We start from the raw sequence: 24,534 nt of genomic DNA, 5'->3' as shown, positions 1-24,534 counted from the left end.
CGGGGCGCGCGATTATGCCCTAACTCACTGCGGTTGGCCGATCATCGTGCGAATCTTGTTGGCCAACAGATCAATGGAAAACGGTTTGGCCACCATGTCCATGCCTTCCTCAAGAAAACCCTGACGCTCGGCGGCTTTTTCCGCGTAACCGGTCATGAACAGCACTTTGAGCTCAGGCCGGTGCTGACGGGCAATTTCCGCCAGTTGCCGGCCATTCATGCCGGGCAACCCGACATCCGTCACCAGCAAGTCGACCCGCAGTCCGGATTCGAGCAGGGGCAGGGCGCTCTTCGCGTCTTCGGCTTCGTAGGCGTGATAACCCAGCTCCTTGAGCAGGTCGAACACCAGCATGCGTACGGCCGGGTCGTCTTCCACCAGGACCACGGTTTCACCGGCAATGGCCGAGGGCGCCTCGCTGATGACCGGCGATAACACGTCTTGCGGTTCAACGCCGTGCAGGCGCGGCAGGTACAAGCGCACGTTGGTGCCCTGGCCAGGCATGCTGAACAGGGTCACATGGCCACCGGACTGCTGGGCGAAACCATAAATCATCGACAGACCCAGGCCGGTGCCCTGGCCGATGGGTTTGGTGGTGAAGAACGGATCGAAGGCCTTGGCCAGGATCTTCGGTGTCATGCCCGTGCCGTTGTCGCTGACGGCGATCATCAGGTAATCCCCGGCCTTGACCGGTTCCAGGGTGGTGATGTCGCTGCCGTCGAGGTAGACGTTGGCGGTTTCAATGCACAACTCGCCACCATCGGGCATGGCGTCCCGGGCGTTGATCACCAGATTGAGCAGGGCGTTTTCCAGTTGGCTGACGTCAGTGCTGACCATCCAGACGTCCTTGGCCAGGCGCAGTTTGAGCGCGATATGGTCGCCCTTGGTGCGGCGGAACAGGTCTTCGAGGGAGTGAATCAGGTCGTTGGGGTTCAGCGGTTTGCGATCCAGCGACTGACGCCTGGAGAACGCCAGCAGACGATGGGTCAGGGCGGCGGCGCGGTTGGCCGAGGACACCGCTGCCTCGGTGAAACGGGCAATTTCGGCGGCGCGGCCGTCGGCGATGTAGCGTTGCATCAGGTCGAGGCTGCCGATAATCCCCGTGAGCATGTTGTTGAAGTCATGGGCAATGCCGCCGGTGAGCTGGCCTACCGCTTCCATTTTCTGTGCATGGCGCAGGGCTTCTTCGGCGCGCTCGCGTTCGAACATCTCGTTCAGCAGCTTTTCGTTGGCTTCGGCCAGTTGCCGGGTTCGGGCGCTAACCCGTTCTTCGAGGGTTTCATTGAGGTTGCGCAGCGCTTCTTCGGTCTGTTTACGCTCGGTTTCGTCGATCACGAAGATGTAGAAACCGTTCACCGCGCCGTCTGCACCGTGGCGCGGCAAATAGTTCATCAGTGCGTGACGGATGCTGCCGTCACGGTGCGGCGTCTTGATGCTGAAACAGCAGGGCCTGCCGGACAGGGCTTCGGCGATGTACCCGGCGCGCAAGGCGTAGGCCTCGTCGCCCAACACCTCTCGAACGGTCCGGCCGTAGAGCTCCTGGGGTGTCAGGCCGTACCAGTCCAGATACGCGGCGTTGTTCAGGCGAAAACGCTCCTCGCGGTCGACATAGCTGATCAGGATCGGCATGGCGTTGATGATCAGTTGCAGCTCGGTCTGGCTCTGGCGCAGGGCCTGCTCGGTGTTTTTGCGCTCGGTGATGTCCAGGGCGGCGCCCAGGAAGCGGATTGGCCGACCATGGTGGTCCTTGTAGCAACGACCGCGGGCAAACACCCAGCGTAACTCGCCATCGGGTTGCAGCAAGCGGTATTCCTCGGCGTACTCGGTGCCATGGGCGATGCAATGCTTGATGCTGCGGGCGATCAGGGCGCGGTCTTCCGGGTGCACGCCGTGAAGGTACTCGGTGATCGGTAACTGGCTGGCCATGGCCGGGTCGATGCCATGCAATTGGGCGAAATAGGCATCAGCCAGGAAGCGGTCCTCGCTGATGTCCCAGTCCCAGGTGCCGACCGTGTCGGTGGCGGCGAGGGCCAGTTGCAGGCGTTCCTCGGTATCTTGTTGAGCCTTGAGGCTGGCGGCGGAACGCTGTTCCAGTTCGAGGGCGATTCGACGGCGTTCATTGGTTTCGATGGCGGTGACCAGAATCCCGGCCACCTCGGCGCTTTCGTCGCGAATGGGGCTATAGGTCAGGTCGAGCCAGAAGTCGGAATCCTTGCCGTCGCGCTGCAGGGTGAAGCGTTGTTCGCTGTAGGTCCGCACTTGCCCTTGCAGGACGGCTTGGTAAATCGGATCGGTAAAGTCCTTTAACTCTGGCCAGACAAGGTGTGTCGGCTGTCCGAAAGCGTGCGGGTGCTTGCTGCCGGCGAGCAGGGCGAAGCCGTCGTTGTAGATCTGCGTCAGCTGCTCGCCCCAGAGCAACAGCATCGGCATCGGTGAATGAATCACAATGTCCACGGCGGTTCGCAGGCTCTGCGGCCAGGTACTGGCCGAACCCAGCGGGCTGCTTTCCCAGTCCAGTCTGGCTATCAAGGCCTGGGCATCGCTGCCGGTCGGTGAGGCGTTCATCTGGGTGTCCTGCATCAAATCGGTATGACTGCGTCTATTCACTGGCTGAGCGGCAAACGCTGGATGACCCGGCATTTCGGTGGTCCGGGCCATTTTATTCATTGAATGCTTCGCAGGGTTTTTTTGCTATGGGCATCAACGCGTATTAAGACAACTGGCCAATCTGTACGCGAATTTAGCATCTGACAAGCAAACCCTGTGGGAGCGGGCTTGCCCGCGATGAGGGTGGCACCGTCAACATTGACGTACCGTTATCGCGATCAGGCTCGCTCCTGCAGTGGAATACTTTAATCCCGAAGCTCCGGGCGGTCGCGAAATTGCTCCAGTGCCTCGGGATTGGCCAGCGCATCGGTATTCTTCACTTTTTGCCCATGCACGACATTGCGCACTGCCAATTCGACGATTTTGCCGCTGATGGTCCGGGGGATGTCCGTGACCGCGACGATCTTTGCCGGCACGTGGCGCGGCGTGGTGTTGGCGCGAATGGTCTGGCGAATCTGTTGTTGCAGTGTTTCATCCAGTTCAACGCCTTCACGCAGCCGTACGAACAGCACCACCCGCACGTCATCCAGCCATTGCTGTCCGATGGCCACGCAGTCGAGCACTGACGGGACTTTTTCCACCTGGCGGTAGATTTCCGCCGTGCCAATACGCACGCCGCCGGGGTTGAGCACCGCGTCGGAGCGGCCATGGATCATCATCGCGCCGTGGGGCAGTTGTTCAGCGTAGTCACCCTGGGCCCAGACCCCAGGGAACTGGCTGAAATACGACGCCCGCAGCTTTTCGCCGTCGGGGTCGCTCCACAAGCCGATGGGCATCGCCGGGAAGTGCCGCGTACACACCAGCTCGCCTTTTTCGCCAATGACCGGTCGGCCGTCCTCGTTCCACACTTCAACCGCCATGCCCAGGCTCTTGCCTTGCATTTCACCGCGACGCACCGGTTGCAACGGGTTGCCGTTGACAAAGCAGGAGACGATATCGGTGCCGCCCGACATCGAGGCCAGGCACACGTCTGCCTTGAGGTCGCGATAGACGTAGTCGTAACTCTGCGGTGAAAGCGCGGAGCCGGTGCACAGCAGGGTTTTCAGGCTGTTCAAGTCATGGCTTTGCCGGGGTTTGACGCCGTTGGCTTCCAGGGTGGCGAGGTACTTGGGGCTGGTGCCGAACACGCTGATGCGCTCGTCGTCGATCAGGTCGATCAAGCGTTCGGGAGCGGGATGAAACGGTGAGCCGTCGTACAGCACCACGGCACTGCCCACCGCCAGCGCCGAGACTAGCCAGTTCCACATCATCCAGCCGCAGGTGGTGTAGTAGAACAGGCGTTCGCCGGGGCCGAGATCGCTGTGCAAGCCGTGCTCTTTCACGTGTTGCAGCAACACGCCCCCGGTGCTGTGGATGATGCATTTGGGCACGCCGGTGGTGCCGCTGGAATAGAGGATGTAGAGCGGATGGGCGAAGGGCACGGGGACGAAATCCGGCTCGCCGCCGGGGTCGTAGAAGTCGTCCCACAGCGTCACATTGGCCGCTGTGCGGAAGTCTTCGATGCGGGCCTGCGGCCGCGCGTAGGGCACTACGATCAACTGTTGCAGCGTTGGCAGGCGTTCGAGGATTTCGTTGACCTTGACGGTCTGGTCGATTTCCTTGCCGGCATAGCGATAGCCAGCGCAGGTGAGCAGCACTTTCGGCTCGATCTGGCCGAAACGGTCGATCACGCCTTGGGTGCCGAAGTCCGGCGAAGAACAGGACCAGATCGCCCCCAGGCTGGTGGTGGCGAGCATCGCCACCAATGTTTGCCAGGTATTGGGCATGCACGCGGCCACCCGGTCGCCGAGGCCGACACCGGCGGCGATCAGGCTGTTTTGACAACCGGCGACATGCTCGGCCAGTTCGCCCCAGGTCAAGTGTTCACGCTGTCCGTTTTCGCCCACGGCCACCACGGCCACGGCATCGTCGCGGCGGCGCAACAGGTGCTCGGCGAAGTTCAGGGTGGCGCCGGGGAACCACTGGGCGCTGGGCATTTGCGGGCCTTCCATCAGCACCGCGTCGGGTTGCTGATGGAAGCGGATATCGAAGAAGTCGACGATGGCCTGCCAGAAATCCACGCGTTGATCGATGGACCATTGGTGCAGGGCAGGGTAGTCATCGATGTGGAGGTGGTGTCGCTGATTGATGAAGCGCCGAAAGGCCTCCATGCGGGTCTTGCCGATGCGTTCGGCGCTGGGTTGCCAGAGGATGTCGGACATGGCTTGCCTCTTCTTATTCATAAGTTCAAGCGGGCATTTGTGGCGAGGGGCAAGTCCTCTCGCCACAAGGGTTTAGCGGTGCTTACTGTGCCAACCATCCACCATCAATGTTCCACGCCGCGCCGCGCACCTGGCTGCCAGCTTCGCTGCACAGGAACAGCACCAGTTCCCCCAGTTGCGGCGGTGTCACGAATTCCAGCGACGGTTGCTTCTCGGCCAACAGGTCATGCTGCGCCTGTTGCGGGTCGATCCCGGTAGCGGCGCGGTCATCGATCTGCTTCTGCACCAGCGGTGTCAGCACCCAGCCGGGGCAAATGGCGTTGCAGGTGATTTGGGTGGTTGCGGTTTCCAGCGCGACCACTTTGGTCAAACCGATCACTCCGTGCTTGGCCGCGACATAAGCCGCCTTGCCCACCGAGCCGACCAGGCCATGCACCGAAGCAATGTTGATCACCCGACCCCAGCCCTTGGCGCGCATGCCCGGCAGGCTCAGGCGAGTGCTGTGGAACACCGACGACAGGTTAATCGCGATGATCGAATCCCAGCGCTCCACCGGGAACTCCTCCACCGGCGCTACGTACTGGATGCCGGCGTTGTTGACCAGAATGTCGATGCCACCGAACTCGCGCTCGGCATAGGCGATCATCTCGGCGATCTGTGCCGGGTCGCTGACATCGGCCGGGTGATGACCGACCTTGCCACCGTACTGCGCCACTTCGGCAATCACCGTGGAGGCATCGCCGAAGCCGTTGAGGATCAGGTTGGCCCCAGCCTTGGCCAGGCTGAGGGCAATGCCCAGGCCAATGCCGCTGGTGGAGCCGGTAACCAGTGCGGTCTTGCCCGAAAGAGTCGTCATGAATACCTCACACAATGCCAGTGGCGTAGAAAGTGCCGATCACCACGAAAACCGCCAGGGTCTTGATCAGCGTAATACAGAAAATGTCTTTGTAAGCCTCGCGGTGGGTCAGGCCGGTGACCGCGAGCAGGGTGATCACCGCACCGTTGTGCGGCAGGGTGTCCATGCCGCCACTGGCCATCGCGGCTACACGGTGCAGCACTTCCAGCGGGATATTGGCCGCATGGGCCGCGGCGATGAATTGTTCGGACATGGCCGCCAACGCGATGCTCATGCCACCCGAAGCCGAACCGGTGATGCCGGCCAGCAGGGTCACGGTGATCGCTTCGTTGACCAACGGGTTGGGAATGCTCTTGAGCCAGTCGGCCAGGACCAGGAAGCCGGGCAGGGACGCGATGACCGCACCGAAGCCGTATTCCGACGCGGTGTTCATCGCCGCCAGCAACGCACCGCTGACCGCGCTTTTGCTGCCTTCGGCGAGTTTGCTGCGAATCGCCTGGAACCCGAACGCGAGCACCATGATGATGCCCACCAGCAGCGCCGCCTGTACCGCCCAGATCGCCGTGAGTTTGGCGATGTCGGTGGTCACAGGCGCGGCCATGCCCGGCAGCGCGAGGCTGTGGGTCTTGCCGTACCACTGTGGAATCCACTGGGTGAACAGCAGGTTCATGATGCCCACGGCCAGCAGCGGCGACAGGGCGATCCACGGGTTGGGCAGTTTGATGTCGGCGGCGGTTTCCGGCTCGTTGCGCAGTTCGGTGCCATAACCTTCACCGGCTCGTTGGGCCTTGTTGCGCTGGCGCTGCAGGAACAGCATGCCGGCGCAGAACACGAAGATCGTGCCGATCACGCCCAGCCATGGCGCGGCCCAGGCCGTGGTGTTGAAGAAGGTGCTGGGAATGATGTTCTGGATCTGTGGAGTGCCGGGCAAGGCGTCCATCGTGAAGGAGAACGCGCCGAGGGCAATCGTCGCCGGAATCAGGCGCTTGGGGATGTTGCTCTGGCGGAACATTTCAGCGGCAAACGGGTACACCGCGAACACCACCACAAACAGCGACACGCCGCCGTAAGTCAGCAGGGCGCACACCAGCACGATCACCAGCATCGCCTGGCGGGTGCCGAGCAAGCGAATGGCGGCGGCGACGATCGAGCGCGAGAAACCCGACAGCTCGATCAGCTTGCCGAACACGGCACCGAGCAGGAACACCGGGAAATACAGTTTGATGAAGCCGACCATTTTCTCCATGAACACGCCGGTAAACGCAGGCGCAACAGCAGAGGGGTCGGTGAGCAGAACGGCGCCGAGGGCGGCGATCGGGGCAAAAAGGATAACGCTGTAGCCACGGTAAGCAGCCAGCATCAACAGCGCGAGGGCTGCCAAGGCAATGATCACACTCATGGTGTGTCTCCTGGGTTGTTATTTTTGTAGGGTGGATCTTTTGTAGGAGAGCGCTATAGCGAATTGTGTGCCAGATGGTTAAGTGACTGAAATATAAGGGGATATTTAGATTTTCTTGGGGTGAGTCCAGGCTTTTGTCTCTATATTGAGACTTTTTTTGCTGGGCCAGCCTCATCGCGAGCAGGCTCGCTCCTACAGTTGATTGCGTTTTTTGCAATCGATCCAGTAAACCTGTGGGAGCGAGCTTGCTCGCGATGGTCTGTCTATCAATGGAGAACAATGTCTCTTTATGGAGACTCTGCAATTCCCAGCGCCAGCATCTTCTTGTACAGCGTCGACCGACCCAGCCCCAGCCGCGCCGCCGCTTCAACCACCTTGCCCCCGCATTGCGCCAGGGTGGTTTCAATCAATTGCCGATCGAAGCGTGCCCGGGCAGCACTGAAGGTCTCGTGCTCCAGCGGTTCGACGGGCAGCGGTGCCATGCGCTCCACGGGTGTAAAGGTCCCGATGGCCGCGCGGATATCCGCCACCGTGAGCCGCAGGTCATCACTGAGCAACGCCGCCCGTTCCAGCACGTTGCGCAGTTCGCGAATATTCCCCGGCCAGGCATGCTGCCCCAGCAGCCCCAGTGCCTCGCCGTTGAGTTCGTGCTGGCTGCGCAGCTCTTCAAGGATCGCTTCGCTGAGGGCGGGCAGGTCGTCGAGGCGGTCGCGCAGCGGCGGAACCTGAATGGGCAGGACGTTGAGGCGGTAGTACAAGTCGGCGCGAAATTCGCCGCGTTTGATCGCGGCTTCCAGATCCGTTGACGTCGCGGCGATGACGCGCACATCGCTCTGGATCACGTCGTTGGATCCTACGGGTTCAAATTCCTTTTCCTGCAACACCCGCAGCAATTTGCTTTGCAGCGGCAGGGGCATGTCACCGATCTCGTCGAGAAACAGCGTCCCGCCCTGGGCGATCTGCAATTTGCCGGCGCGGGCCTTGCGGTCGGCACCGGTAAAGGCGCCGGGAGCGGTGCCGAAGAATTCGGCTTCCAGCAGCGATTCGGGGATCGCTGCGCTGTTGATGCTGACGAACGCCTTGAGCGCGCGCGGCGAAGCATTGTGGATCGCCTGGGCCAGCAGTTCCTTGCCGGTGCCGGTTTCACCCAGCAGCAACACTGGCGAATCGGTACTGGCACTGCGGCGAGCACGGCGTTTGACTTCCAGGCTGGCGGCGCTGGTGCCGATGAAATGGGCGAAGTTGTATTTGGTCTGCCGCGCCCGCAACAGTGAGCGGGTCGATGCCAGTTCTTCCTGCATGCTCATGTAGCGTTTGAGCATCGGCGACAGGCTGCGCAATTCGTCGAACAGGGCAAAGCCGATGGCGCCGATCACTTCGCCGGCATCGTCGTGAATCGGCAGGCGCATGACCACCAGCGGTTCCTTGGGGGTGTCCTGCATGTCGAGCAAAATCGGGCGCCCGGTGCGTACCACTTCGCGCAACAGGCTGCCGGGAATCACGCTTTCGCAGGCCTTGCCGATCGCGCTTTGCGCCGATTGCAGGCCGAAACGCTTGGCGTAGCGCTCGTTCATCCACACGATATTGGCGTCGCGGTCGACAATCACCGTGCCCTCGCTCGACTGCTCGATGATCTCGAACAATGAGCGGATCGCCAGCAGGCGTACGCGCTGGTAGTCCTTGAGGCTTTCGGTGGTGTTCATGAGGGTTGATCCTGATTAAGTGTTGCCTGTGCCGGCCTTATCGCGGGCAAGCCCGCTCCCACATTGAAATGCATTCTCCTGTGGGAGCGAGCCTGCTCGCGATGGCCGCGACGCGGTTCAGCGGCATGCGCCGGATTATGACGCCCCCGGATGCGCCGCGGCCAACAGCTCCTTGGTGTACGGGTGCTGCGGCGAATCGAAGACGTCGTGGCTGGCGCCGCTCTCGACCACCTTGCCGTCCTTGACCACGATCATGTCGTGCGCCAGGGCACGGACCACGGCCAGGTCATGGCTGATGAACAGATAAGTCAGGCCATGTTTTTCCTGAAGCTGGCGGAGCAGGGCCACGACTTGCTTTTGCACGGTGCGGTCAAGGGCCGAGGTCGGTTCGTCGAGCAGGATCAACGCCGGTTTCAGCACCAGCGCCCGGGCGATGGCAATGCGTTGGCGTTGGCCACCGGAAAACTCATGGGGATAGCGGTGGCGGCTCTGCGGGTCGAGGCCGACTTCTTGCAGTGCCCGTATCACTTCGGCGTCGCACTCGTCGGGGCTCAACTGGCTATGGACTTCCAGGCCTTCGCTGATGATCTGTGCCACGGACATTCGTGGGCTGAGACTGCCGAAGGGGTCCTGGAACACCACCTGCATTTTTTTGCGCCAGGGCCGTAGCTGTTTCTGCGTCAGGCCATTCAACGCGTGGTCCTGGAAGCGAATACTGCCCTCGGAATCAAGCAGGCGCAGGATGGCCTGGCCGAGGGTGGACTTGCCGGAGCCGGATTCGCCAACGATACCCAGGGTCTTGCCCCGCTGCACATTCAGGCTGATGCCATCCACGGCCTTCAGGTAAGTCTTGCGCTGAAACAGGCCGCCACCGACGGCAAACTGCACCCGCAGATCCTGCACCTCCAGGACTTTCTCCCGTTCGTCCCGGGGCAGGGCTTCGCCTTCGGGTTCGGCATTGAGCAGGACGCAGCTGTAAGGGTGCTTCGGTTCGGTGAACAGCGTTTCGCAGGGCGCCTGCTCGACGATTTCGCCGGCCTTCATCACGCACACCCGCTGGGCGATGCTGCGCACCAGGTTGAGGTCGTGACTGATCAGCAGCAACGACATGCCCAGGCGTTGTTGCAGGGATTTGAGCAGCAGCAGGATCTTGCGCTGCACGGTCACATCCAGGGCCGTGGTGGGTTCGTCGGCAATCAGCAATTCGGGTTCGCAGGCCAGGGCCATGGCGATCATCACCCGCTGGCGCTGGCCACCGGACAGCTGATGGGGATAAGCCTTGAGCCGCTCCTTGGGTTTCTGGATGCCGACCAGATGCAGCAACTCCAGAATCCGCGCTTGCGCCACCTTGCCCGCCAGGCCCTTGTGCACCAGCAAGGTCTCGCCGATCTGCTTTTCGATGCTGTGCAGCGGATTGAGCGAGGTCATCGGCTCCTGAAAGATCATCGCGATCCGGTTGCCGCGCAGTTCGCGCAATACGCTGGACGGCGCGCCGAGCAGTTCGCGGCCGCGATAGCGAATGCTGCCATGGCTTTCGGTGCCGACGTCGGGCAGCAGTTGCAGGATCGAGTGGGCGGTCACCGATTTGCCAGAGCCGGACTCGCCCACCAGTGCCAGGCATTCGCCGGGGCGGATGTCCAGGCACAGATTGCGCACCACGGTCTCGCCACTGAAGGCCACGCTGAGGTCACGGATTTCGATCAGGTTGGTCATATCAATATCCGCATCAGGATCGGGGATCGAAGGCGTCGCGCAGCGCTTCGCCAATGAACACCAGTAACGAAAGAATCAGTGCCAGGGTGAAAAACGCCGTCAGCCCCAGCCAGGGCGCTTGCAGGTTCTGTTTGCCCTGAGCGATCAGCTCGCCCAGGGATGCGCTGCCGGCGGGCATGCCGAACCCGAGGAAATCCAGGGCCGTGAGGGTGGAAATGGCGCCGGTCAGAATGAACGGCAGGTAGCTCAACGTTGCGTTCATGGCGTTGGGCAGGATATGCCGCACGATCACCTTGCGATCGCTCAGCCCCAGCGCCCGGGCAGCCTTGACGTATTCCAGGTTGCGTCCGCGCAGGAACTCGGCGCGCACCACATCCACCAGGGCCAGCCAGGAAAACAGCGCCATGATCCCCAGCAGCCACCAGAAATTCGGTTCGACGAAGCCCGACAGAATGATCAGCAGATACAGCACCGGCAGCCCGGACCAGACCTCCAGCAACCGCTGACCGATGAGGTCGACCCAGCCGCCGTAATAGCCTTGCAGGGCGCCGGCAGCGATGCCGATCAGCGCGCTGACGAAGGTCAGCATCAAGGCAAACAGAATCGACACCCGTGCGCCGAAAATCACCCTTGCCAACACGTCCCGCGCCTGGTCGTCGGTGCCCAGCCAGTTCACGCTAGAAGGCGGGCTCGGGGACGGTTTGTTCAGGTCATAGTTCGGCGTGTCGTCACTGAACGGAATCGGCGGGAACAGCAGCCAGCCACCGTCCTTCTTGATCAGGTTTTGCACGTAGTCGCTGCGGTAGTCGGCCTGGAACGGCAGTTGCCCGCCGAACGCCTGCTCGGTGTAGCGCTTGAGGGCAGGGAAATACAACGAGCCCTGGTAGCTGACGATCAGTGGCTTGTCATTGGCGATCAGTTCGCCGCCCAGGGTCAGCATGAACAGGCCGACAAACAGCCACAGCGACCACCAGCCACGGCGGTTTTTCTTGAAGCGTTCGAAGCGGCGACGGCCCAACGGCGAAAGCTTGAACATCAGGCATTCCTCGCGGCGAAGTCGATACGCGGGTCGACCAGGGTGTAGCACAGGTCACCCACCAGTTTTATCAGCAGGCCGAACAAGGTGAAGATGAACAGCGATCCGAACACCACCGGATAGTCCCGCGAAACCGCCGCTTCGTAACTCATGCGGCCCAGGCCGTCGAGGGAGAAAATCACCTCGATCAACAGCGAACCGGCAAAAAACACGCTGATAAATGCCTGGGGAATGCCCGACACCACCAGCAGCATCGCATTGCGGAACACGTGGCCATACAGCACGCGGCGTTCGCTCAAGCCCTTGGCGCGGGCGGTGACCACGTACTGGCGGGTGATTTCATTGAGGAACGAGTTCTTGGTCAGGATCGTCAAGGTCGCGAACCCACCGATCACCAGCGCCGTCACCGGCAGCACGAGGTGCCAGAAGTAGTCGACGACCTTGCCCAGGGTCGACAGTGACTCGAAGTTGTCCGAGACCAGCCCGCGCACCGGGAACCAGTTCAGCGACGTACCCCCGGCGAACACCACGATCAGGAACATCGCGAACAGGAACGCCGGCATCGCATAGCCGATGATGATCGCGGTGCTGCTCCAGATATCGAAATGGCTGCCGTGGTGCACGGCCTTGCGGATGCCCAGCGGGATCGACACCAGATAAGTGATCAGCGTCGCCCAAAGCCCAAGGGAAATGGTCACTGGCATTTTTTCCAGGATCAGGTCGGTGACGGTGGCGCCACGGAAGAAGCTCTTGCCGAAGTCCAGGCGCGCGTAGCTGGTGAGCATCAGCCAAAGGCGTTCGTGGGCCGGCTTGTCGAACCCGTACTGTTTTTCGATGTCCTTGATCAGTTGCGGGTCGAGGCCGCGGCTGGCCCGGGAGCTGCCGCTCACGGCTTCGCTGGCGCCACCGCCGACACTCACCCCGCCGATGCCTTGCAAGTGGGCGATGGCCTGTTCCACCGGCCCGCCCGGTGCGGCCTGGACGATCACGAAGTTGACGAGGAGGATGATCACCAGCGTCGGAATGATCAGCAGCAGGCGCCGCAGAATGTAAGTCCACATCAGTGCGGTCCTCCGGGTCTGCCACGGCGGATGCGCTCGGCGGTCATTTCCTGGTTGGTCAAGGGCGTGGTGCTCATTTCCCACCAGCTTTCGATGGCTTCGTCATTGCTCGCTTGCACATCGGGCATGCCAAAGCGATTCCACCACACGGTGGAGGTGCCCGGCGGGTAGTAGTTGGGAATCCAGTAGTAGTTCCACTGCAACACCCGGTCCAGGGCGTGGGCGTAGCGCAACATGTCGGCCTGGGTGTTGGCGCGCACCAGTCCCTTGATCAGGGTATCGACGGCCGGATTCTTCAGGGCCATGTAGTTGTTGGAGCCTGGGTCAGTGGCCGCCTCCGAACCGAAATAGTTGAGCAGTTCGCCCCCCGGAGACGTGGTGACCGGGTAGCCGGTGACGATCATGTCGTAGTCGCGGCTCATCAGACGATTGACGTACTGCGAGGAATCGATGCGGCGGATGTTCATGTCGATGCCGATCTGTTTCAGGGTGCGCTTGTAGGGCAGCAGCAATCGGTCCAGGCCGTTCTGGCTGACCAGGAAAGTGAAGCTCAGCGGATCTCCGTCGGCGTTGACCAACTGATCGCCATCCGGTTTCCAGCCGGCCTGTTCCAACAGGTCCAGGGCCTGCAACTGCTTGTCGCGGATCACGCCACTGCCATCGGTTTTGGGCGCTTCGAACACAGTGGTGAATACTTCGTCGGGAACTTGTCCGCGAAGCGGTTCAAGAATCGCTCGCTCGCCGGCATCCGGCAGTTGCCGGGCAGCGAGGTCGGTGTTGGAAAAGAAACTTTGCTGGCGGATGTACATGTTGCGCATCATCTGCCGGTTGCTCCATTCGAAATCCCAGAGCATGGCCAGTGCCTGACGCACGCGCCGATCCTGGAACATGGGCTTTTGCAGGTTGAACACAAAACCCTGGCTCGGTTGCGGCGCTTCGGTCGCCAGATGCGCTTTTTGCAGTCGACCGTCGCTCAGGGCCGGGCTTTCATAACCGATGGAGTAACCGGTGGCGGAAAACTCGCGGTTGTAATCATAGGCACCCCCGCGCAGCACCTGGCGTGCCACGTCGGTATCGCCGAAGTACTCGATGCTGAAATGATCGAAGTTGTAGAGACCGCGGCTGACTGGCAGGTCCTTGCCCCACCAGTCGGGATCGCGCTCGAAGGTGATGCTGCGCCCGGAGTCGACCTTGCTGACCTTGTAGGGCCCGCTGCCCAGTGGGGGTTCGTAACCGCCGCCACCGGCGAAGTCGCGGGTCTTCCACCAGTGTTCGGGAAACACCGGCAGCGTCGCGATGTCCAGCGGCAGGGTGCGGTTTTCGTTGGTCTTGAAGTCGAAGCGAATGGTCAATGGCGCCTCGACTTCGACGCCTTTGACGTCAGCGAATTGAGTGCGATAGCGCAGACTGCCCTGGGTCATTAATAGATCGAAGGTGTAGCGCACATCTTCGGCGGTGATCGGCTTGCCGTCGGCGAAACGCGCCTTGGGGTTCAGGTAGAAGCGCAGTGACAGGCCGTCGTCGGAGCGTTCCATCTGCCGCGCCACCAGGCCGTACACGGTATAGGGCTCGTCCAGCGAGCGCTGGGCCAGCGGCGAGTAGATCAGGCCGTCAATCTGCGAGACACCAATGCCTTTGTCGATATATGGCAATACATGATCGAAGTGCCCGATTTCGATCGCCGAACGGCGCATGGTGCCACCTTTGGGGGCTTGCGGGTTGGTGTAGGCGAAATGGCTGAAACCGGCAGGGTATTTGGCCGGTTCGCCGTAGACGGTCAACGCGTGTTGTGGTGCGGCATTCACACCAGCGGCACCTAACAGCAGGGCCACGGCAGTGAATAACAAAGTCGGGAAAGCCAGTCGCATTGTCAGCCTTAGAGCCGGGTGGTCGTTAACGACAATTTGTACGCTAGCGGCGCGTCCCTCGCCAGCCTATTGCGTATCTGAAACGCAACGGCCCACCAAAAGGCGGGCCGTTGCGCGCAAAACACAGGCGTCGATCAGTCCTGACGGCTGGTCACTTCCAGCAGGTGGTAACCGAACTGGGTCTTGACCGGACCTTGCACCACGTTGATCGGTGCGCTGAACACTACGGTGTCGAATTCCTTGACCATCTGGCCCGGACCGAACGAACCCAGGTCACCGCCCTGGCGGCTGGAAGGGCAGGTGGAGTTGGCTTTTGCGATTTCGGCGAAATCTGCGCCAGCCTCGATCTGGGCCTTGAGTTCGTTGCACTTGGCTTCGCTGGCAACAAGGATGTGGCGGGCAGTGGCTTTAGCCATGGGAAATACTCCTTTCAATATTCGGCAAAGTGCTGAGCCTACCGGATTCGGTGGGCTATTTCTCCTCAAAGTTCCGTTCCATATGGCCTGAACAGTGCGAGTCTTATCAGAGACCGGTTTTTTTCAGGCGTTCGGCATGCCGCACATACAGGTCGATCGGGTCGACTTTTTTGGCAAATTGAACGGCTGGCGCCTGGAGTGTGCCGAGATGGTCGAGTGCATAGTCGGACCGGATGACGGTGCCCAGATGGGAACTGTATCGACCGACCATGCCATCGTTCTGCTGCGCTTCAGTGGTGAAATATTGGGAAAATGCACGCAAAAAGCCATGCAGCGGATCCAGTGCCTCCAGCCCTTCGTCCAGAATGCTGGCCTGCAGGATGCCGCTCCAGGAGTAATAACGAACGCCGTTGACCAGTTCCCGCCCTTTACCACCCCAGGTTTTCGGTAGCCCTTGAGGGTACTTGTCGTTGAAGAGGCTAACGCCCTCGGTGCTCAGGGCGTTCAGCGCGGCGATGGCATTTTGTGGCAGATGACGATGACCGCTGAGTAACGAGAGGAAGTCTGCGAACAGGGTCGCGACCGTTTCCGCCACGTGTTCCGGCAGACCTCCGGGCGTCAGCGCCTTGCGCAGGAAGTCAGCCAGTTCCGAGCCATGGTTCGGCCCGCTGACAGACGTTACTGAAGCCACGCACTGTGGAGCAACCGCTCCCGCATACCGGGCGGCGAGTGCACCCTGGCTATGACCGATCAGGTTGACTTTATTCGCGCCGGTCCCTTCCAGAACCCGTTCGATCTGAGCCAGTAGCTGCTCGCCCCGGGTTTCGTTGCTGTGGGTCGCCGACAGGTGTGGCACGAACACCCGGGCACCCGCACTGCGCAGCGCCTGTTTGATGTCGTGGAAGAGCTCGAAGGTGCCGATACGGTCAAAACCGAAAAGCCCGTGGACCAGCAGGATTGGATATTGAGTGTTTGCATTCCGTTGCATGTTCATACCTTTCAGCCGTTCAGGGAGGTGTGTCGTGCCTCACTCTAAAGCACTCCGCCGGCCGCGCGATGTATGAAAAAGCCGCTGTATCCCGATGAAAACGGACTAGAAACAGTGAGAGAACTCGGATGTGAATGAAGTCTTGATCGGACTGTCCGGACAGCTTTTTAGCGTGTGCTGAGTGTAAATCAACAAATGGCCTACTTCGTGTAGGCCATTTTTCCGCGAAATCCGAAGGGTTCCAACCGCCGCCCCGTCTCCGGATGAAGACGGGGCGGTGAGTCGGGGTCATACCGGTTGTGGAATGCTGCGTTGTACGCGCAGACGCTCTGCGGCCTGACGCAGCAACGCTTGCGTGCCGGCCCAGCCCAGGCAGCCATCGGTGATCGACATGCCGTATTTCAGCGTCGGGCTCAGCGGCTGGCAGCCTTCGAACAAGTGACTTTCGATCATCATGCCGATCAGCGAGCGATCGCCTTGCAGGCGCTGTTCGAGCACGTCGTTGAACACCGCCGGTTGGCGCAGCGGATCTTTGCCGCTGTTGGCGTGGCTGCAGTCGACCATGATCCGTGCCGGGATCTTCAGTCTGGTCAAATCGCCGTGCACTTTGGCGACGCTGGCCCGGTCGTAGTTCGGCCCGCCATGACCGCCGCGCAACACCAGGTGAGTGTCCGCATTGCCCGGGGTCTGGATGATCGACGGATGTCCCTGGCTATCGACGCCGAAATGACGGTGCGGATGTGCGGCCGAGCGCATGGCGTCACTGGCGACCCCGACCCCGCCGTCGGTGCCGTTCTTGAAACCGACCGGCATGCCCAGGCCGCTGGCCATTTCGCGATGGATCTGCGATTCGGTGGTCCGGGCGCCGATGGCGACCCAACTCAGCAGGTCGTCGAAGTAACCGGCAGCCATGGGTTGCAGCAACTCGGTGGCAACCGGCAACCCCAATAGGAGCATTTCACGCATCAGTTCACGGGACAGGGTCAGGCCGCCTGCCATGTCGTCGCTGCCGTCCAGGTGCGGATCATAGGCCAGGCCTTTCCAGCCGACGGTGGTGCGAGGTTTCTCGACGTAGGCGCGCATGACCAAGAGCATTTCGTCGCTGACTTCGGCGGCGAGTTGGGCCAGGTTGCCGGCGTATTCGAGCGCGGACTTAGGATCGTGGATCGAGCACGGGCCCACGATGACTAGCAGACGGGAGTCTTCACCGTTGAGGATCGCCCGAACCGCCTGGCGATGAGCAGCGACTTGCTGGTTCAGGGCGTTGGTCAGTGGCAATTGCTGCTTGAGTTGCAACGAGCTTGGCAGACGCAGGGTCAGCGCTTCGTTGGCAGGACTGAGGGTGGACAGTGGCAGAGCAGAGACGGACGAGTTCATGTTCAGGCTTCCTGGGCAGGCGGCGGGTTCGTTCCCGCGCACTCGGCCCTACTGGGGTGTTCGACAATTGGCCGGATTGGCTACGTGTATGTGCTTGCCACCTGTGGGTGACCGATCGGAGGCGGCAGGCTGTCCCGAGCGGAGGGTGGTAAATCGCCAGGCGGTAAAACTGTCGTAACGGTAATAAGTGGCGTAGTTCATTGCGTTGATCCTCAAGATGTCTGGTGTGTCGCAGAAAATGTCAGGTGCTGAAAAAACAAAACCCCCGGTCGGGAGGCCGACCGGGGGTTGAGAATTCTCTGGTGGCGACCCGTTTAAAGTGGGCGCCGGGTGGGTATCAGGCGCGCCAGTGGCTAAACCAATACCCAAAATAAAAGCTGACCGGAGTACAGACGTCGCTCACCCGGGCAGCCGCAACCGAGCGCAGGGCGCTGGCGGTACGAAGCGGTGAGAGGGCGTTGATCATGGTGTATCTCCGATGGATGGTCCGAGCTTACTAGAGCCAGGTACAAGGATTCAATCAGAAATTGCTATTGATGATTCAGGGCATTCTCAATCAGTTGAGCGCCTTGGAGGTTGTGACACACTCTGCGTTTCCGAATACATCAAGTCACAAGGACGGAACATGCCGCCTCTGATCATCGCCGCCGCCCAATCGTCTTCCATTGCCGGCGACCTTGCCGGCAATATCGCCCGGCATCAACGCTTCATGCAGATGGCAGCCGAGCATGGCGTGCAATTGCTGGTGTTCCCTGAGTTGTCGTTGACCGGTTACGAGCGCGGACTCGCCGCACAGTTGGCGCTCGCGCCGGAGGCTGCCGTGCTGCAACCGCTGCGTGATTTTGCGCAGGAAGTCGGGGTGACGACGGTGGTCGGGATGCCGATCCGTCTGTCGGACGCTGCTCCCGTATTGATCGGAGCGCTTGTACTGGGCGCTGACGGCTCACTCGGGGTCTACAGCAAACAGCATTTGCACGCGGGAGAAGAGGTTGCATTTGCACCCGGATATGGCGGCAAGACGCTGCTTGTCGGTGCCGATACTGTCGCCCTGGCGGTGTGTGCAGACTTTACCCATGCCTCCCATGCCGCTGCGGCTGCGCAGCAAGGGGCTGACGTGTACGCGGCCGGAGTGTTGATCACCGAAAAGGGCTATGGCCCGGATACGGCGTTGTTGAAAGGTTATGCGCAAACCCATTCGATGGTCGTGCTGATGGCGAACCATGGTGGGGCCACGGGAGGTTGGGAGTCGGCGGGGCGCAGCGCAATCTGGTCGGCGGGCGGCTCCTTGATTGCAGCTGCACCGGGTGTCGGTGACTTGATGGTCGTTGCTCGACGCGATACTGACGGATGGAACGGACAAATCGTGCCGGTCAGGGAGGTTTGATGGGCTTCGAATGGTGCGCGGCGACGGAGGGTGATCTCGATTTCGCGCGCGAACTGACCCGCAGGAACATGCTGCGCTATTACATTCGATACGACCTGTTATGGCTGGACGAGGCGTTCGACGCCGCCTGGATGGGGCGTGAAAACCGGATCATCATGCGTGATGACAGTCGAGTGGGGTATGTCAGTCTGAGTCGGGATCCCCGGGCCCTTTACATCCGCGAACTGCACATCGTCGAAGCATGCCGAGGGCAGGGGGCCGGTTCCTGGGTGATCGATCAGGTATTGGCCATGGTTCGCCAGGAACGACGCCCGGCATTGCGTTTGACCGTGTTTGAAAATAATCCGGCGCGAGCCTTGTATGAAAGAAAGGGCCTACAGGTGGTGGGCGCGGACGAGTGTTTCCTGAGAATGCAGCGCGATGTCGAGGGTTCGCATCGCTGAAACACGCTGGCCACAAGCCTTTCAAGATGTATTGAAACTTTTTATATGGCGCTTGCCGCTAGGTCTGCCAGTTGCTTTTTGCTAAGGTGTCGGCAACCCAATAAGACCATATCGCGAGGTGTCTGCTTGATTAGGGTTCTAGTAGTCGATGACCATGATCTCGTTCGTACAGGCATTACTCGAATGCTGGCTGACATCGATGGCCTGCAAGTGGTTGGCCAGGCTGAATCGGGTGAGGAATCCCTGCTCAAGGCGCGTGAGCTGAAACCTGATGTGGTATTGATGGATGTCAAAATGCCCGGTATCGGCGGCCTTGAGGCCACGCGCAAATTATTGCGCAGTCATCCGGACATCAAAGTCGTAGCCGTGACCGTGTGTGAGGACGATCCGTTCCCTACACGGCTGTTGCAGGCCGGTGCTGCCGGGTACCTGACCAAGGGCGCCGGGCTGCCGGAAATGGTCCAGGCCATCCGCCTGGTGTTCGCCGGGCAGCGCTATATCAGTCCTCAGATTGCCCAGCAATTGGCGATCAAATCCTTCCAGCCGACCAACGATTCTCCCTTCGATGCCTTGTCGGAGCGGGAGATACAGATCGCGCTGATGATCGTCGGCTGCCAGAAAGTCCAAATCATCTCCGACAAGTTGTGCCTGTCGCCGAAGACCGTGAACACGTACCGTTACCGCATTTTCGAAAAGCTTTCGATCAGCAGTGATGTCGAGTTGACGCTATTGGCGGTACGTCACGGCATGGTCGATGCCAGCCTCTGAAATGACTGATAATTTTGATCCAGGCGCCTTTCTGTCGACCGTCAGCGGGCGTCCCGGTGTGTATCGCATGTTCGACAGCGATGCGCGCCTGCTCTATGTCGGCAAGGCCAAGAACCTCAAGAATCGCCTGTCGAGCTACTTCAGAAAAAGCGGCCTGGCGCCCAAGACCGCTGCGTTGGTGGCGCGAATCGCTCAAGTCGAAACGACCATTACGGCCAACGAAACCGAAGCCCTGTTGCTTGAGCAGACGCTGATCAAGGAGTGGCGTCCGCCCTACAACATCCTGCTGCGTGACGACAAATCCTACCCTTATGTTTTCCTCTCGGATGGCCAGTTCCCGCGCTTGAGCATTCATCGCGGCGCGAAAAAGGCCAAGGGCAAATATTTCGGACCGTACCCCAGTGCCGGCGCGATTCGAGAAAGCCTGAGCCTGTTGCAAAAGACCTTTTTCGTCCGGCAGTGTGAAGACAGCTACTACAAGAACCGTACGCGCCCTTGCCTGCAATACCAGATCAAGCGCTGCAAGGCGCCTTGTGTCGGCCTGGTGGAGCCTGAGGTGTACGCTGAAGACGTGCGACACTCGGTGATGTTCCTCGAAGGTCGCAGCAATGCACTGAGCGACGAGTTGTCCGCTGCAATGGAAGAGGCAGCGATCAATCTTGAGTTCGAGCGCGCCGCGGAGTTGCGCGACCAGATCTCGCTGCTGCGTCGGGTTCAGGATCAGCAGAGCATGGAAGGCGGGACGGGCGATGTTGATGTCATCGCGGCGTTCGTCAATCCGGGCGGTGCCTGCGTTCACTTGATCAGCGTTCGTGGTGGGCGAGTACTGGGAAGCAAGAACTTCTTTCCGCAGGTCGGTATCGAAGAGGACGTTTCCGAGGTCATGGCGGCGTTTCTCGGTCAGTATTTCATCAGCAGTCCTGAGCGCGACTTGCCGAGCGAGTTGATCGTCAACGTGGTTCACGAAGACTTCCCGACACTTATTGCGGCCATTGACGAGCTGCGTGGTCGCGAATTGACCATCAGCCACCGGGTGCGTGGCACGCGAGCACGCTGGCAACAATTGGCTGTGACCAATGCCGAACAGGCACTGGGCGCGCGTCTGGCCAACCGCCAACACGTTGCCGAGCGCTTTGAAGCCCTGGCGCAGGTGCTGAAACTGGACGAGCCGCCCCAGCGCCTTGAATGCTATGACATCAGCCACTCCAGCGGCGAGGCAACCGTCGCCTCTTGCGTGGTATTCGGCCCTGAAGGCCCGATCAAGTCCGACTACCGCCGCTACAACATCGAAGGCGTTACGGCGGGTGATGACTACGCGGCGATGCACCAGGCGCTGACCCGGCGCTTCAGCAAGCTGAAGGACGGGGAGGGCAAACTGCCGGACATTCTGCTGGTGGATGGCGGCAAGGGGCAGTTGTCCATGGCGCGAGATGTGCTGAATGAGCTGGCGGTACCGGATCTGATCCTGCTCGGTGTGGCCAAGGGGGCAACGCGTAAAGCCGGTTTCGAAACCCTGTACCTCAATGACGCCGCTCACGAGTTCACGTTGCGCGGTGACTCCCCCGCACTGCATTTGATCCAGCAGATTCGCGACGAAGCTCACCGCTTTGCTATTACCGGGCATCGCGCCCGTCGTGGCAAAACCCGACGTACGTCTACACTGGAGGGCGTTGCCGGCGTTGGACCGACACGTCGCCGCGATTTGTTGAAACATTTTGGTGGATTGCAGGAGCTGTCTCGTGCCAGCATCGACGAGATCGCCAAAGCCCCCGGGATCAGTAAAAAGCTCGCAGAGTTGATTTATGCAAATCTGCACAGCGAGTAGAATGCCACCTCACCTCGTAGCCAGTTGTGCCGATGAATATCCCTAATCTGATTACCGTTCTACGCGTCCTGCTCATCCCGATCTTTATTGTACTGTTCTACCTGCCTTACCAATGGAGCTACGTGGCGTCAGCCTCTGTCTTCGCATTTGCCGCTGCCACGGACTGGCTGGACGGGTATCTGGCCCGCCGTCTTGAGCAAAGTACCCCGTTCGGTGCTTTTCTCGATCCCGTTGCCGACAAGTTGATGGTTGCCGTTGCCCTGGTGCTGTTGGTGCAGGAACACGGCAACCTCTGGCTCACGTTGCCGGCTGCCGTCATCATCGGTCGAGAAATCGTTGTATCTGCCCTGCGGGAGTGGATGGCCGAACTCGGTGCCCGCGCGCACGTCGCGGTGTCCAACCTGGGCAAATGGAAAACCGCCGCGCAAATGCTGGCGCTGGTGATCCTGCTGGCCAATCCGTCGGATTTCAGCTTCTGGGTCCTGATGGGGTATGCCTTGCTGATGGTGTCTGCCGGTCTGACATTGTGGTCCATGGTCCAGTACTTGCGGGCTGCCTGGCCGCATCTGAAGACCGACGTGGAAAAAAAATAAAACTTTTTTGAATCAAGGGGTTGACGGGGCTTCTGATTTCTATAGAATGCGCCACACCAAGACGCGGGAATAGCTCAGTTGGTAGAGCACGACCTTGCCAAGGTCGGGGTCGCGAGTTCGAGTCTCGTTTCCCGCTCCAAATTACGATCTACAGAGTTCCATGGGGTTCTGTAAGTCTTTGAAATCAGGACCTTCGGGTCCTTTTTTCGTTCCAGCGAGTCCACTGGAAACCACTGACAGCCGCGATTTTTAAGTCCACTTTTAAGTCCATCAATACGGGTGTCGCGGTTTCCGGATTGTTGCTGGAGGAGCGAGGTGTACGCGACAAGTATCTGGTCCTGACCAATAGTTCAGGAGCTAGAGCATGGCACTCTCAGATCTGGCTGTCCGGCAAGCGAAAGCGACCGGAAAGGCCTATACCCTCGGCGACCTTGATGGGCTATCCCTGGCAGTCGCACCCGAAGGCGGTAAATCGTGGCACTATCGCTACTACTGGGCCGGTAAGCAGAAACGCATGTCGCTGGGCACTTACCCTGAGGTCAGTCTCCGGGAAGCGCGTACCCTGCGCGACGAAGCCCGAGCTCTTTTGGCCAAGGGCATCAACCCCCGAGCACACCGTAAGCAGACGCGGCAGTCCGTCCGCCTTGCGGACGAGAACACGTTCAAGGCCGTGTTTGAGAAGTGGGTCGAGCACCGTAGCCTCGTACTCAAGGAAGGACGGCAGAGCACGCTCTCACAGATCCAGCGCATCTTTGCCAAAGACGTTCTTCCTACTCTTGGGAAGCAGTCAATCTATGAGGTCCAGCGCCCCGATCTGTTGGAAGTCGTGGCAAGGATAGAACGCAGAAAGGCACTCACTACCGCCGAAAAGGTCCGTACCTGGTTCCGGCAGATGTTCCGTTACGCACTGATCATCGTCCCTGGTTTACCGCTGAACCCAGCGTTTGATCTGGACGTTGTCGCGCTGCCTCAGCCACCTGTTCGTCACAATCCATTCCTGCGCATGCCTGAGCTCCCGGCCATGCTCCAAATACTACGTAAATATCCCGGTAAGCTGCAGACCCAGCTTGGCCTTCGGTTGCTATTTTTGACGGGGGTGCGTACGGGGGAGCTGCGGCTGGCGACGGCGGATCAGTTCCATCTCGATAAGGCCCTCTGGATCATCCCCCCTGAAGTGGTGAAACAGCTGCAGCTTGAACTGCGCAAAGAGGGCAAGCGTCCCGGTGATATCCCGCCCTACATTGTGCCTCTTTCTGTGCAGGCCATGGAGGTCGTTCGCCACCTGCTTGATCAAGTGAAGCCGGCCCAGCGGTACCTATTTTCCCACTACAGTGACTTGAAAAAGCGCATCAGCGAAAACACGCTTAATGCCGCGTTAAAACGGATCGGGTACAAGGATCAACTGACAGGTCATGGCATCAGGGGAACCATTTCCACCGGTCTCAACGAAATTGGCTACCCGAAGGTTTGGATCGATGCGCAACTCTCGCACTCTGATCCTGACAAAGTGAGTTCGGCGTACAACCATGCTGAGTACGTGGAGCAGCGCCGCAGGATGATGCAGGATTGGGCTGATCGGTTGGATCTTTTTGAGCAGTACCACATCGAAGCGGCAAGCATGCACCTCACGGTTCATCTAGAAGGTGTTCCGCAGTTGACAGGTGAAATCGATGAAGTGATTCCAGCCATGACGCCTGCGCCCATCCTGCTGGTGACGAAGCCAGGGAGCACGATGCCAGCCCTGCCAGCGGCTGTTCAGCGCATATCGGCTGTTTCGGGACCAATGCCTGAGTTTTCGGATATTCAGCGTGAGCGGATGGAAATGCTGGAGATGTTCAATGCCCCGCATAACCTGCCGGCTGCGGTGTTCGCTGAGATGGCCGGTAAATCACGCCGGTGGATCAGTTACGAGATTCAGGCCAGAAAAGTGCTTGCGCTGAGACTGGGTAACCAGGGGCAGCGCGTTCCAGATTGGCACCTGGATCCCCTGAAACATAGGCTGGTGCAGGCTGTTCTGAAGCATTTGCAGGACGCTGATTCCTGGGAGATCTACCGAGCATTACTGAATCCTCACCGAATGCTGGAAGACCGCACGCCGATCGAGGCCGTTACGTCAGCGAATTTCCATGAGGCTGTCATGGCTGCGTGTTTTACCTTGAAGAGTAGCGAGAACTCCTCTCCTCAACGAGCATAGATGTTGCCGCTGACCGAAAACTGACCCAGTGGGGATGCGGCGGAAATCTTGGACTACCTGGAGGTAGTTCATGTACTCATACGAAGACCGTATCCGAGCGGTCAA

The 24,534-nt window shown here is 60.2% G+C and carries 19 protein-coding genes and 1 tRNA gene; 7 read left to right on the top strand and 13 right to left on the bottom strand.

The features are described from left to right. Nucleotides 1-24 precede the first annotated feature (24 nt). The 13 genes from AC1Q6D_RS32030 to AC1Q6D_RS31970 all read right to left on the bottom strand — a co-directional run bounded on the left by AC1Q6D_RS32030 (nt 25) and on the right by AC1Q6D_RS31970 (nt 17,688). The gene (locus tag AC1Q6D_RS32030) at nt 25-2,562 is read right to left on the bottom strand and encodes a PAS domain-containing hybrid sensor histidine kinase/response regulator (RefSeq protein ID WP_103406623.1); all 2,538 of its coding nucleotides are present in this window, start codon (nt 2,560-2,562) and stop codon (nt 25-27) included. 287 nt (nt 2,563-2,849) lie between these two features. After that, entirely contained in the window at nt 2,850-4,805 is a 1,956-nt protein-coding gene (locus AC1Q6D_RS32025) for an acetoacetate--CoA ligase (RefSeq protein ID WP_103406616.1), read from the bottom strand. A gap of 82 nt (nt 4,806-4,887) precedes the next feature. Then, nucleotides 4,888-5,661 (bottom strand): 3-hydroxybutyrate dehydrogenase, encoded by a 774-nt coding sequence (locus AC1Q6D_RS32020; RefSeq protein ID WP_103406615.1) that lies wholly within the window; start codon nt 5,659-5,661, stop codon nt 4,888-4,890. Between the two features lie 7 nt (nt 5,662-5,668). Then, the gene (locus AC1Q6D_RS32015; RefSeq protein WP_090462260.1) at nt 5,669-7,060 is read right to left on the bottom strand and encodes a GntP family permease; all 1,392 of its coding nucleotides are present in this window, start codon (nt 7,058-7,060) and stop codon (nt 5,669-5,671) included. 287 nt (nt 7,061-7,347) lie between these two features. Next, nucleotides 7,348-8,763, bottom strand: coding sequence for a sigma-54 interaction domain-containing protein (locus AC1Q6D_RS32010; RefSeq protein ID WP_103406614.1), 1,416 nt, complete (start codon nt 8,761-8,763; stop codon nt 7,348-7,350). 135 nt (nt 8,764-8,898) lie between these two features. Continuing rightward, nucleotides 8,899-10,476: an ABC transporter ATP-binding protein gene (locus AC1Q6D_RS32005; protein WP_103406613.1), complete on the bottom strand. Its 1,578-nt coding sequence runs from the start codon at nt 10,474-10,476 to the stop codon at nt 8,899-8,901. 13 nt (nt 10,477-10,489) lie between these two features. After that, on the bottom strand, nt 10,490-11,512 hold the full coding sequence (locus tag AC1Q6D_RS32000) for an ABC transporter permease (protein ID WP_047529717.1): 1,023 nt from the start codon (nt 11,510-11,512) through the stop codon (nt 10,490-10,492). Further along, a complete protein-coding gene (locus AC1Q6D_RS31995) occupies nt 11,512-12,573 on the bottom strand; it encodes a microcin C ABC transporter permease YejB (protein WP_103406612.1) in 1,062 nt (353 codons plus the stop codon). Before AC1Q6D_RS31995 ends, AC1Q6D_RS32000 begins: the two co-directional genes overlap by 1 nt. After that, nucleotides 12,573-14,441 carry an extracellular solute-binding protein gene (locus tag AC1Q6D_RS31990; protein ID WP_103406611.1) on the bottom strand — a complete coding sequence of 623 codons (1,869 nt, stop codon included), beginning with the start codon at nt 14,439-14,441 and terminating at the stop codon, nt 12,573-12,575. Before AC1Q6D_RS31990 ends, AC1Q6D_RS31995 begins: the two co-directional genes overlap by 1 nt. Before the next feature lie 134 nt (nt 14,442-14,575). Continuing rightward, nucleotides 14,576-14,857 carry a peptidylprolyl isomerase gene (locus AC1Q6D_RS31985; RefSeq protein ID WP_047529711.1) on the bottom strand — a complete coding sequence of 94 codons (282 nt, stop codon included), beginning with the start codon at nt 14,855-14,857 and terminating at the stop codon, nt 14,576-14,578. A 106-nt stretch (nt 14,858-14,963) separates the two neighbouring features. Further along, nucleotides 14,964-15,845 carry an esterase/lipase family protein gene (locus AC1Q6D_RS31980; RefSeq protein WP_103406622.1) on the bottom strand — a complete coding sequence of 294 codons (882 nt, stop codon included), beginning with the start codon at nt 15,843-15,845 and terminating at the stop codon, nt 14,964-14,966. A gap of 288 nt (nt 15,846-16,133) precedes the next feature. Beyond that, nucleotides 16,134-17,222, bottom strand: coding sequence for a 3-deoxy-7-phosphoheptulonate synthase (locus AC1Q6D_RS31975; RefSeq protein WP_103406610.1), 1,089 nt, complete (start codon nt 17,220-17,222; stop codon nt 16,134-16,136). A 337-nt stretch (nt 17,223-17,559) separates the two neighbouring features. Continuing rightward, nucleotides 17,560-17,688 carry a hypothetical protein gene (locus AC1Q6D_RS31970; RefSeq protein WP_492618495.1) on the bottom strand — a complete coding sequence of 43 codons (129 nt, stop codon included), beginning with the start codon at nt 17,686-17,688 and terminating at the stop codon, nt 17,560-17,562. Nucleotides 17,689-17,847: 159 nt separating this feature from the next. Between AC1Q6D_RS31970 and AC1Q6D_RS31965 the strand changes: the two genes are divergently transcribed. From AC1Q6D_RS31965 to AC1Q6D_RS31935, 7 genes are all read left to right on the top strand, one after another. Continuing rightward, a complete protein-coding gene (locus AC1Q6D_RS31965) occupies nt 17,848-18,606 on the top strand; it encodes a carbon-nitrogen hydrolase family protein (RefSeq protein ID WP_103406609.1) in 759 nt (252 codons plus the stop codon). Beyond that, on the top strand, nt 18,606-19,049 hold the full coding sequence (locus AC1Q6D_RS31960) for a GNAT family N-acetyltransferase (protein ID WP_103406608.1): 444 nt from the start codon (nt 18,606-18,608) through the stop codon (nt 19,047-19,049). The genes AC1Q6D_RS31965 and AC1Q6D_RS31960 overlap by 1 nt, the downstream gene beginning before the upstream one ends. Nucleotides 19,050-19,175: 126 nt before the next feature. Beyond that, entirely contained in the window at nt 19,176-19,817 is a 642-nt protein-coding gene (gacA, locus tag AC1Q6D_RS31955) for a response regulator transcription factor GacA (RefSeq protein ID WP_047529704.1), read from the top strand. A 1-nt stretch (nt 19,818) separates the two neighbouring features. Then, on the top strand, nt 19,819-21,642 hold the full coding sequence (gene uvrC / locus AC1Q6D_RS31950; RefSeq protein ID WP_103406621.1) for an excinuclease ABC subunit UvrC: 1,824 nt from the start codon (nt 19,819-19,821) through the stop codon (nt 21,640-21,642). A gap of 32 nt (nt 21,643-21,674) precedes the next feature. After that, entirely contained in the window at nt 21,675-22,235 is a 561-nt protein-coding gene (gene pgsA, locus AC1Q6D_RS31945; RefSeq protein WP_103406607.1) for a CDP-diacylglycerol--glycerol-3-phosphate 3-phosphatidyltransferase, read from the top strand. 63 nt (nt 22,236-22,298) lie between these two features. Further along, nucleotides 22,299-22,374, top strand: a tRNA-Gly gene (locus AC1Q6D_RS31940). Nucleotides 22,375-22,599: 225 nt separating this feature from the next. Further along, entirely contained in the window at nt 22,600-24,429 is a 1,830-nt protein-coding gene (locus tag AC1Q6D_RS31935; protein ID WP_103406606.1) for a tyrosine-type recombinase/integrase, read from the top strand. Nucleotides 24,430-24,534: the final 105 nt, after the last annotated feature.

This window comes from Pseudomonas sp. MT92 (assembly GCF_058792515.1).
Note: the sequence above shows the minus strand (reverse complement) of the source record. Positions and strands in the feature narration are given on the sequence as shown.

What these genes read in the sequence shown, in the direction of transcription:
- AC1Q6D_RS31990 (WP_103406611.1), bottom strand. Translation starts at nt 14,441, where the DNA reads ATGCGACTGGCTTTCCCGACTTTGTTATTCACTGCCGTGGCCCTGCTG.
- AC1Q6D_RS32005 (WP_103406613.1), bottom strand. Translation starts at nt 10,476, where the DNA reads ATGACCAACCTGATCGAAATCCGTGACCTCAGCGTGGCCTTCAGTGGC.
- pgsA (WP_103406607.1), top strand. Translation starts at nt 21,675, where the DNA reads ATGAATATCCCTAATCTGATTACCGTTCTACGCGTCCTGCTCATCCCG.
- AC1Q6D_RS32030 (WP_103406623.1), bottom strand. Translation starts at nt 2,562, where the DNA reads ATGAACGCCTCACCGACCGGCAGCGATGCCCAGGCCTTGATAGCCAGA.
- AC1Q6D_RS31980 (WP_103406622.1), bottom strand. Translation starts at nt 15,845, where the DNA reads ATGCAACGGAATGCAAACACTCAATATCCAATCCTGCTGGTCCACGGG.
- AC1Q6D_RS31965 (WP_103406609.1), top strand. Translation starts at nt 17,848, where the DNA reads ATGCCGCCTCTGATCATCGCCGCCGCCCAATCGTCTTCCATTGCCGGC.
- AC1Q6D_RS31935 (WP_103406606.1), top strand. Translation starts at nt 22,600, where the DNA reads ATGGCACTCTCAGATCTGGCTGTCCGGCAAGCGAAAGCGACCGGAAAG.
- AC1Q6D_RS32010 (WP_103406614.1), bottom strand. Translation starts at nt 8,763, where the DNA reads ATGAACACCACCGAAAGCCTCAAGGACTACCAGCGCGTACGCCTGCTG.
- AC1Q6D_RS32015 (WP_090462260.1), bottom strand. Translation starts at nt 7,060, where the DNA reads ATGAGTGTGATCATTGCCTTGGCAGCCCTCGCGCTGTTGATGCTGGCT.
- AC1Q6D_RS32025 (WP_103406616.1), bottom strand. Translation starts at nt 4,805, where the DNA reads ATGTCCGACATCCTCTGGCAACCCAGCGCCGAACGCATCGGCAAGACC.
- AC1Q6D_RS31985 (WP_047529711.1), bottom strand. Translation starts at nt 14,857, where the DNA reads ATGGCTAAAGCCACTGCCCGCCACATCCTTGTTGCCAGCGAAGCCAAG.
- AC1Q6D_RS31960 (WP_103406608.1), top strand. Translation starts at nt 18,606, where the DNA reads ATGGGCTTCGAATGGTGCGCGGCGACGGAGGGTGATCTCGATTTCGCG.
- AC1Q6D_RS32020 (WP_103406615.1), bottom strand. Translation starts at nt 5,661, where the DNA reads ATGACGACTCTTTCGGGCAAGACCGCACTGGTTACCGGCTCCACCAGC.
- AC1Q6D_RS32000 (WP_047529717.1), bottom strand. Translation starts at nt 11,512, where the DNA reads ATGTTCAAGCTTTCGCCGTTGGGCCGTCGCCGCTTCGAACGCTTCAAG.
- AC1Q6D_RS31995 (WP_103406612.1), bottom strand. Translation starts at nt 12,573, where the DNA reads ATGTGGACTTACATTCTGCGGCGCCTGCTGCTGATCATTCCGACGCTG.
- AC1Q6D_RS31970 (WP_492618495.1), bottom strand. Translation starts at nt 17,688, where the DNA reads ATGATCAACGCCCTCTCACCGCTTCGTACCGCCAGCGCCCTGCGCTCG.
- AC1Q6D_RS31975 (WP_103406610.1), bottom strand. Translation starts at nt 17,222, where the DNA reads ATGAACTCGTCCGTCTCTGCTCTGCCACTGTCCACCCTCAGTCCTGCC.
- uvrC (WP_103406621.1), top strand. Translation starts at nt 19,819, where the DNA reads ATGACTGATAATTTTGATCCAGGCGCCTTTCTGTCGACCGTCAGCGGG.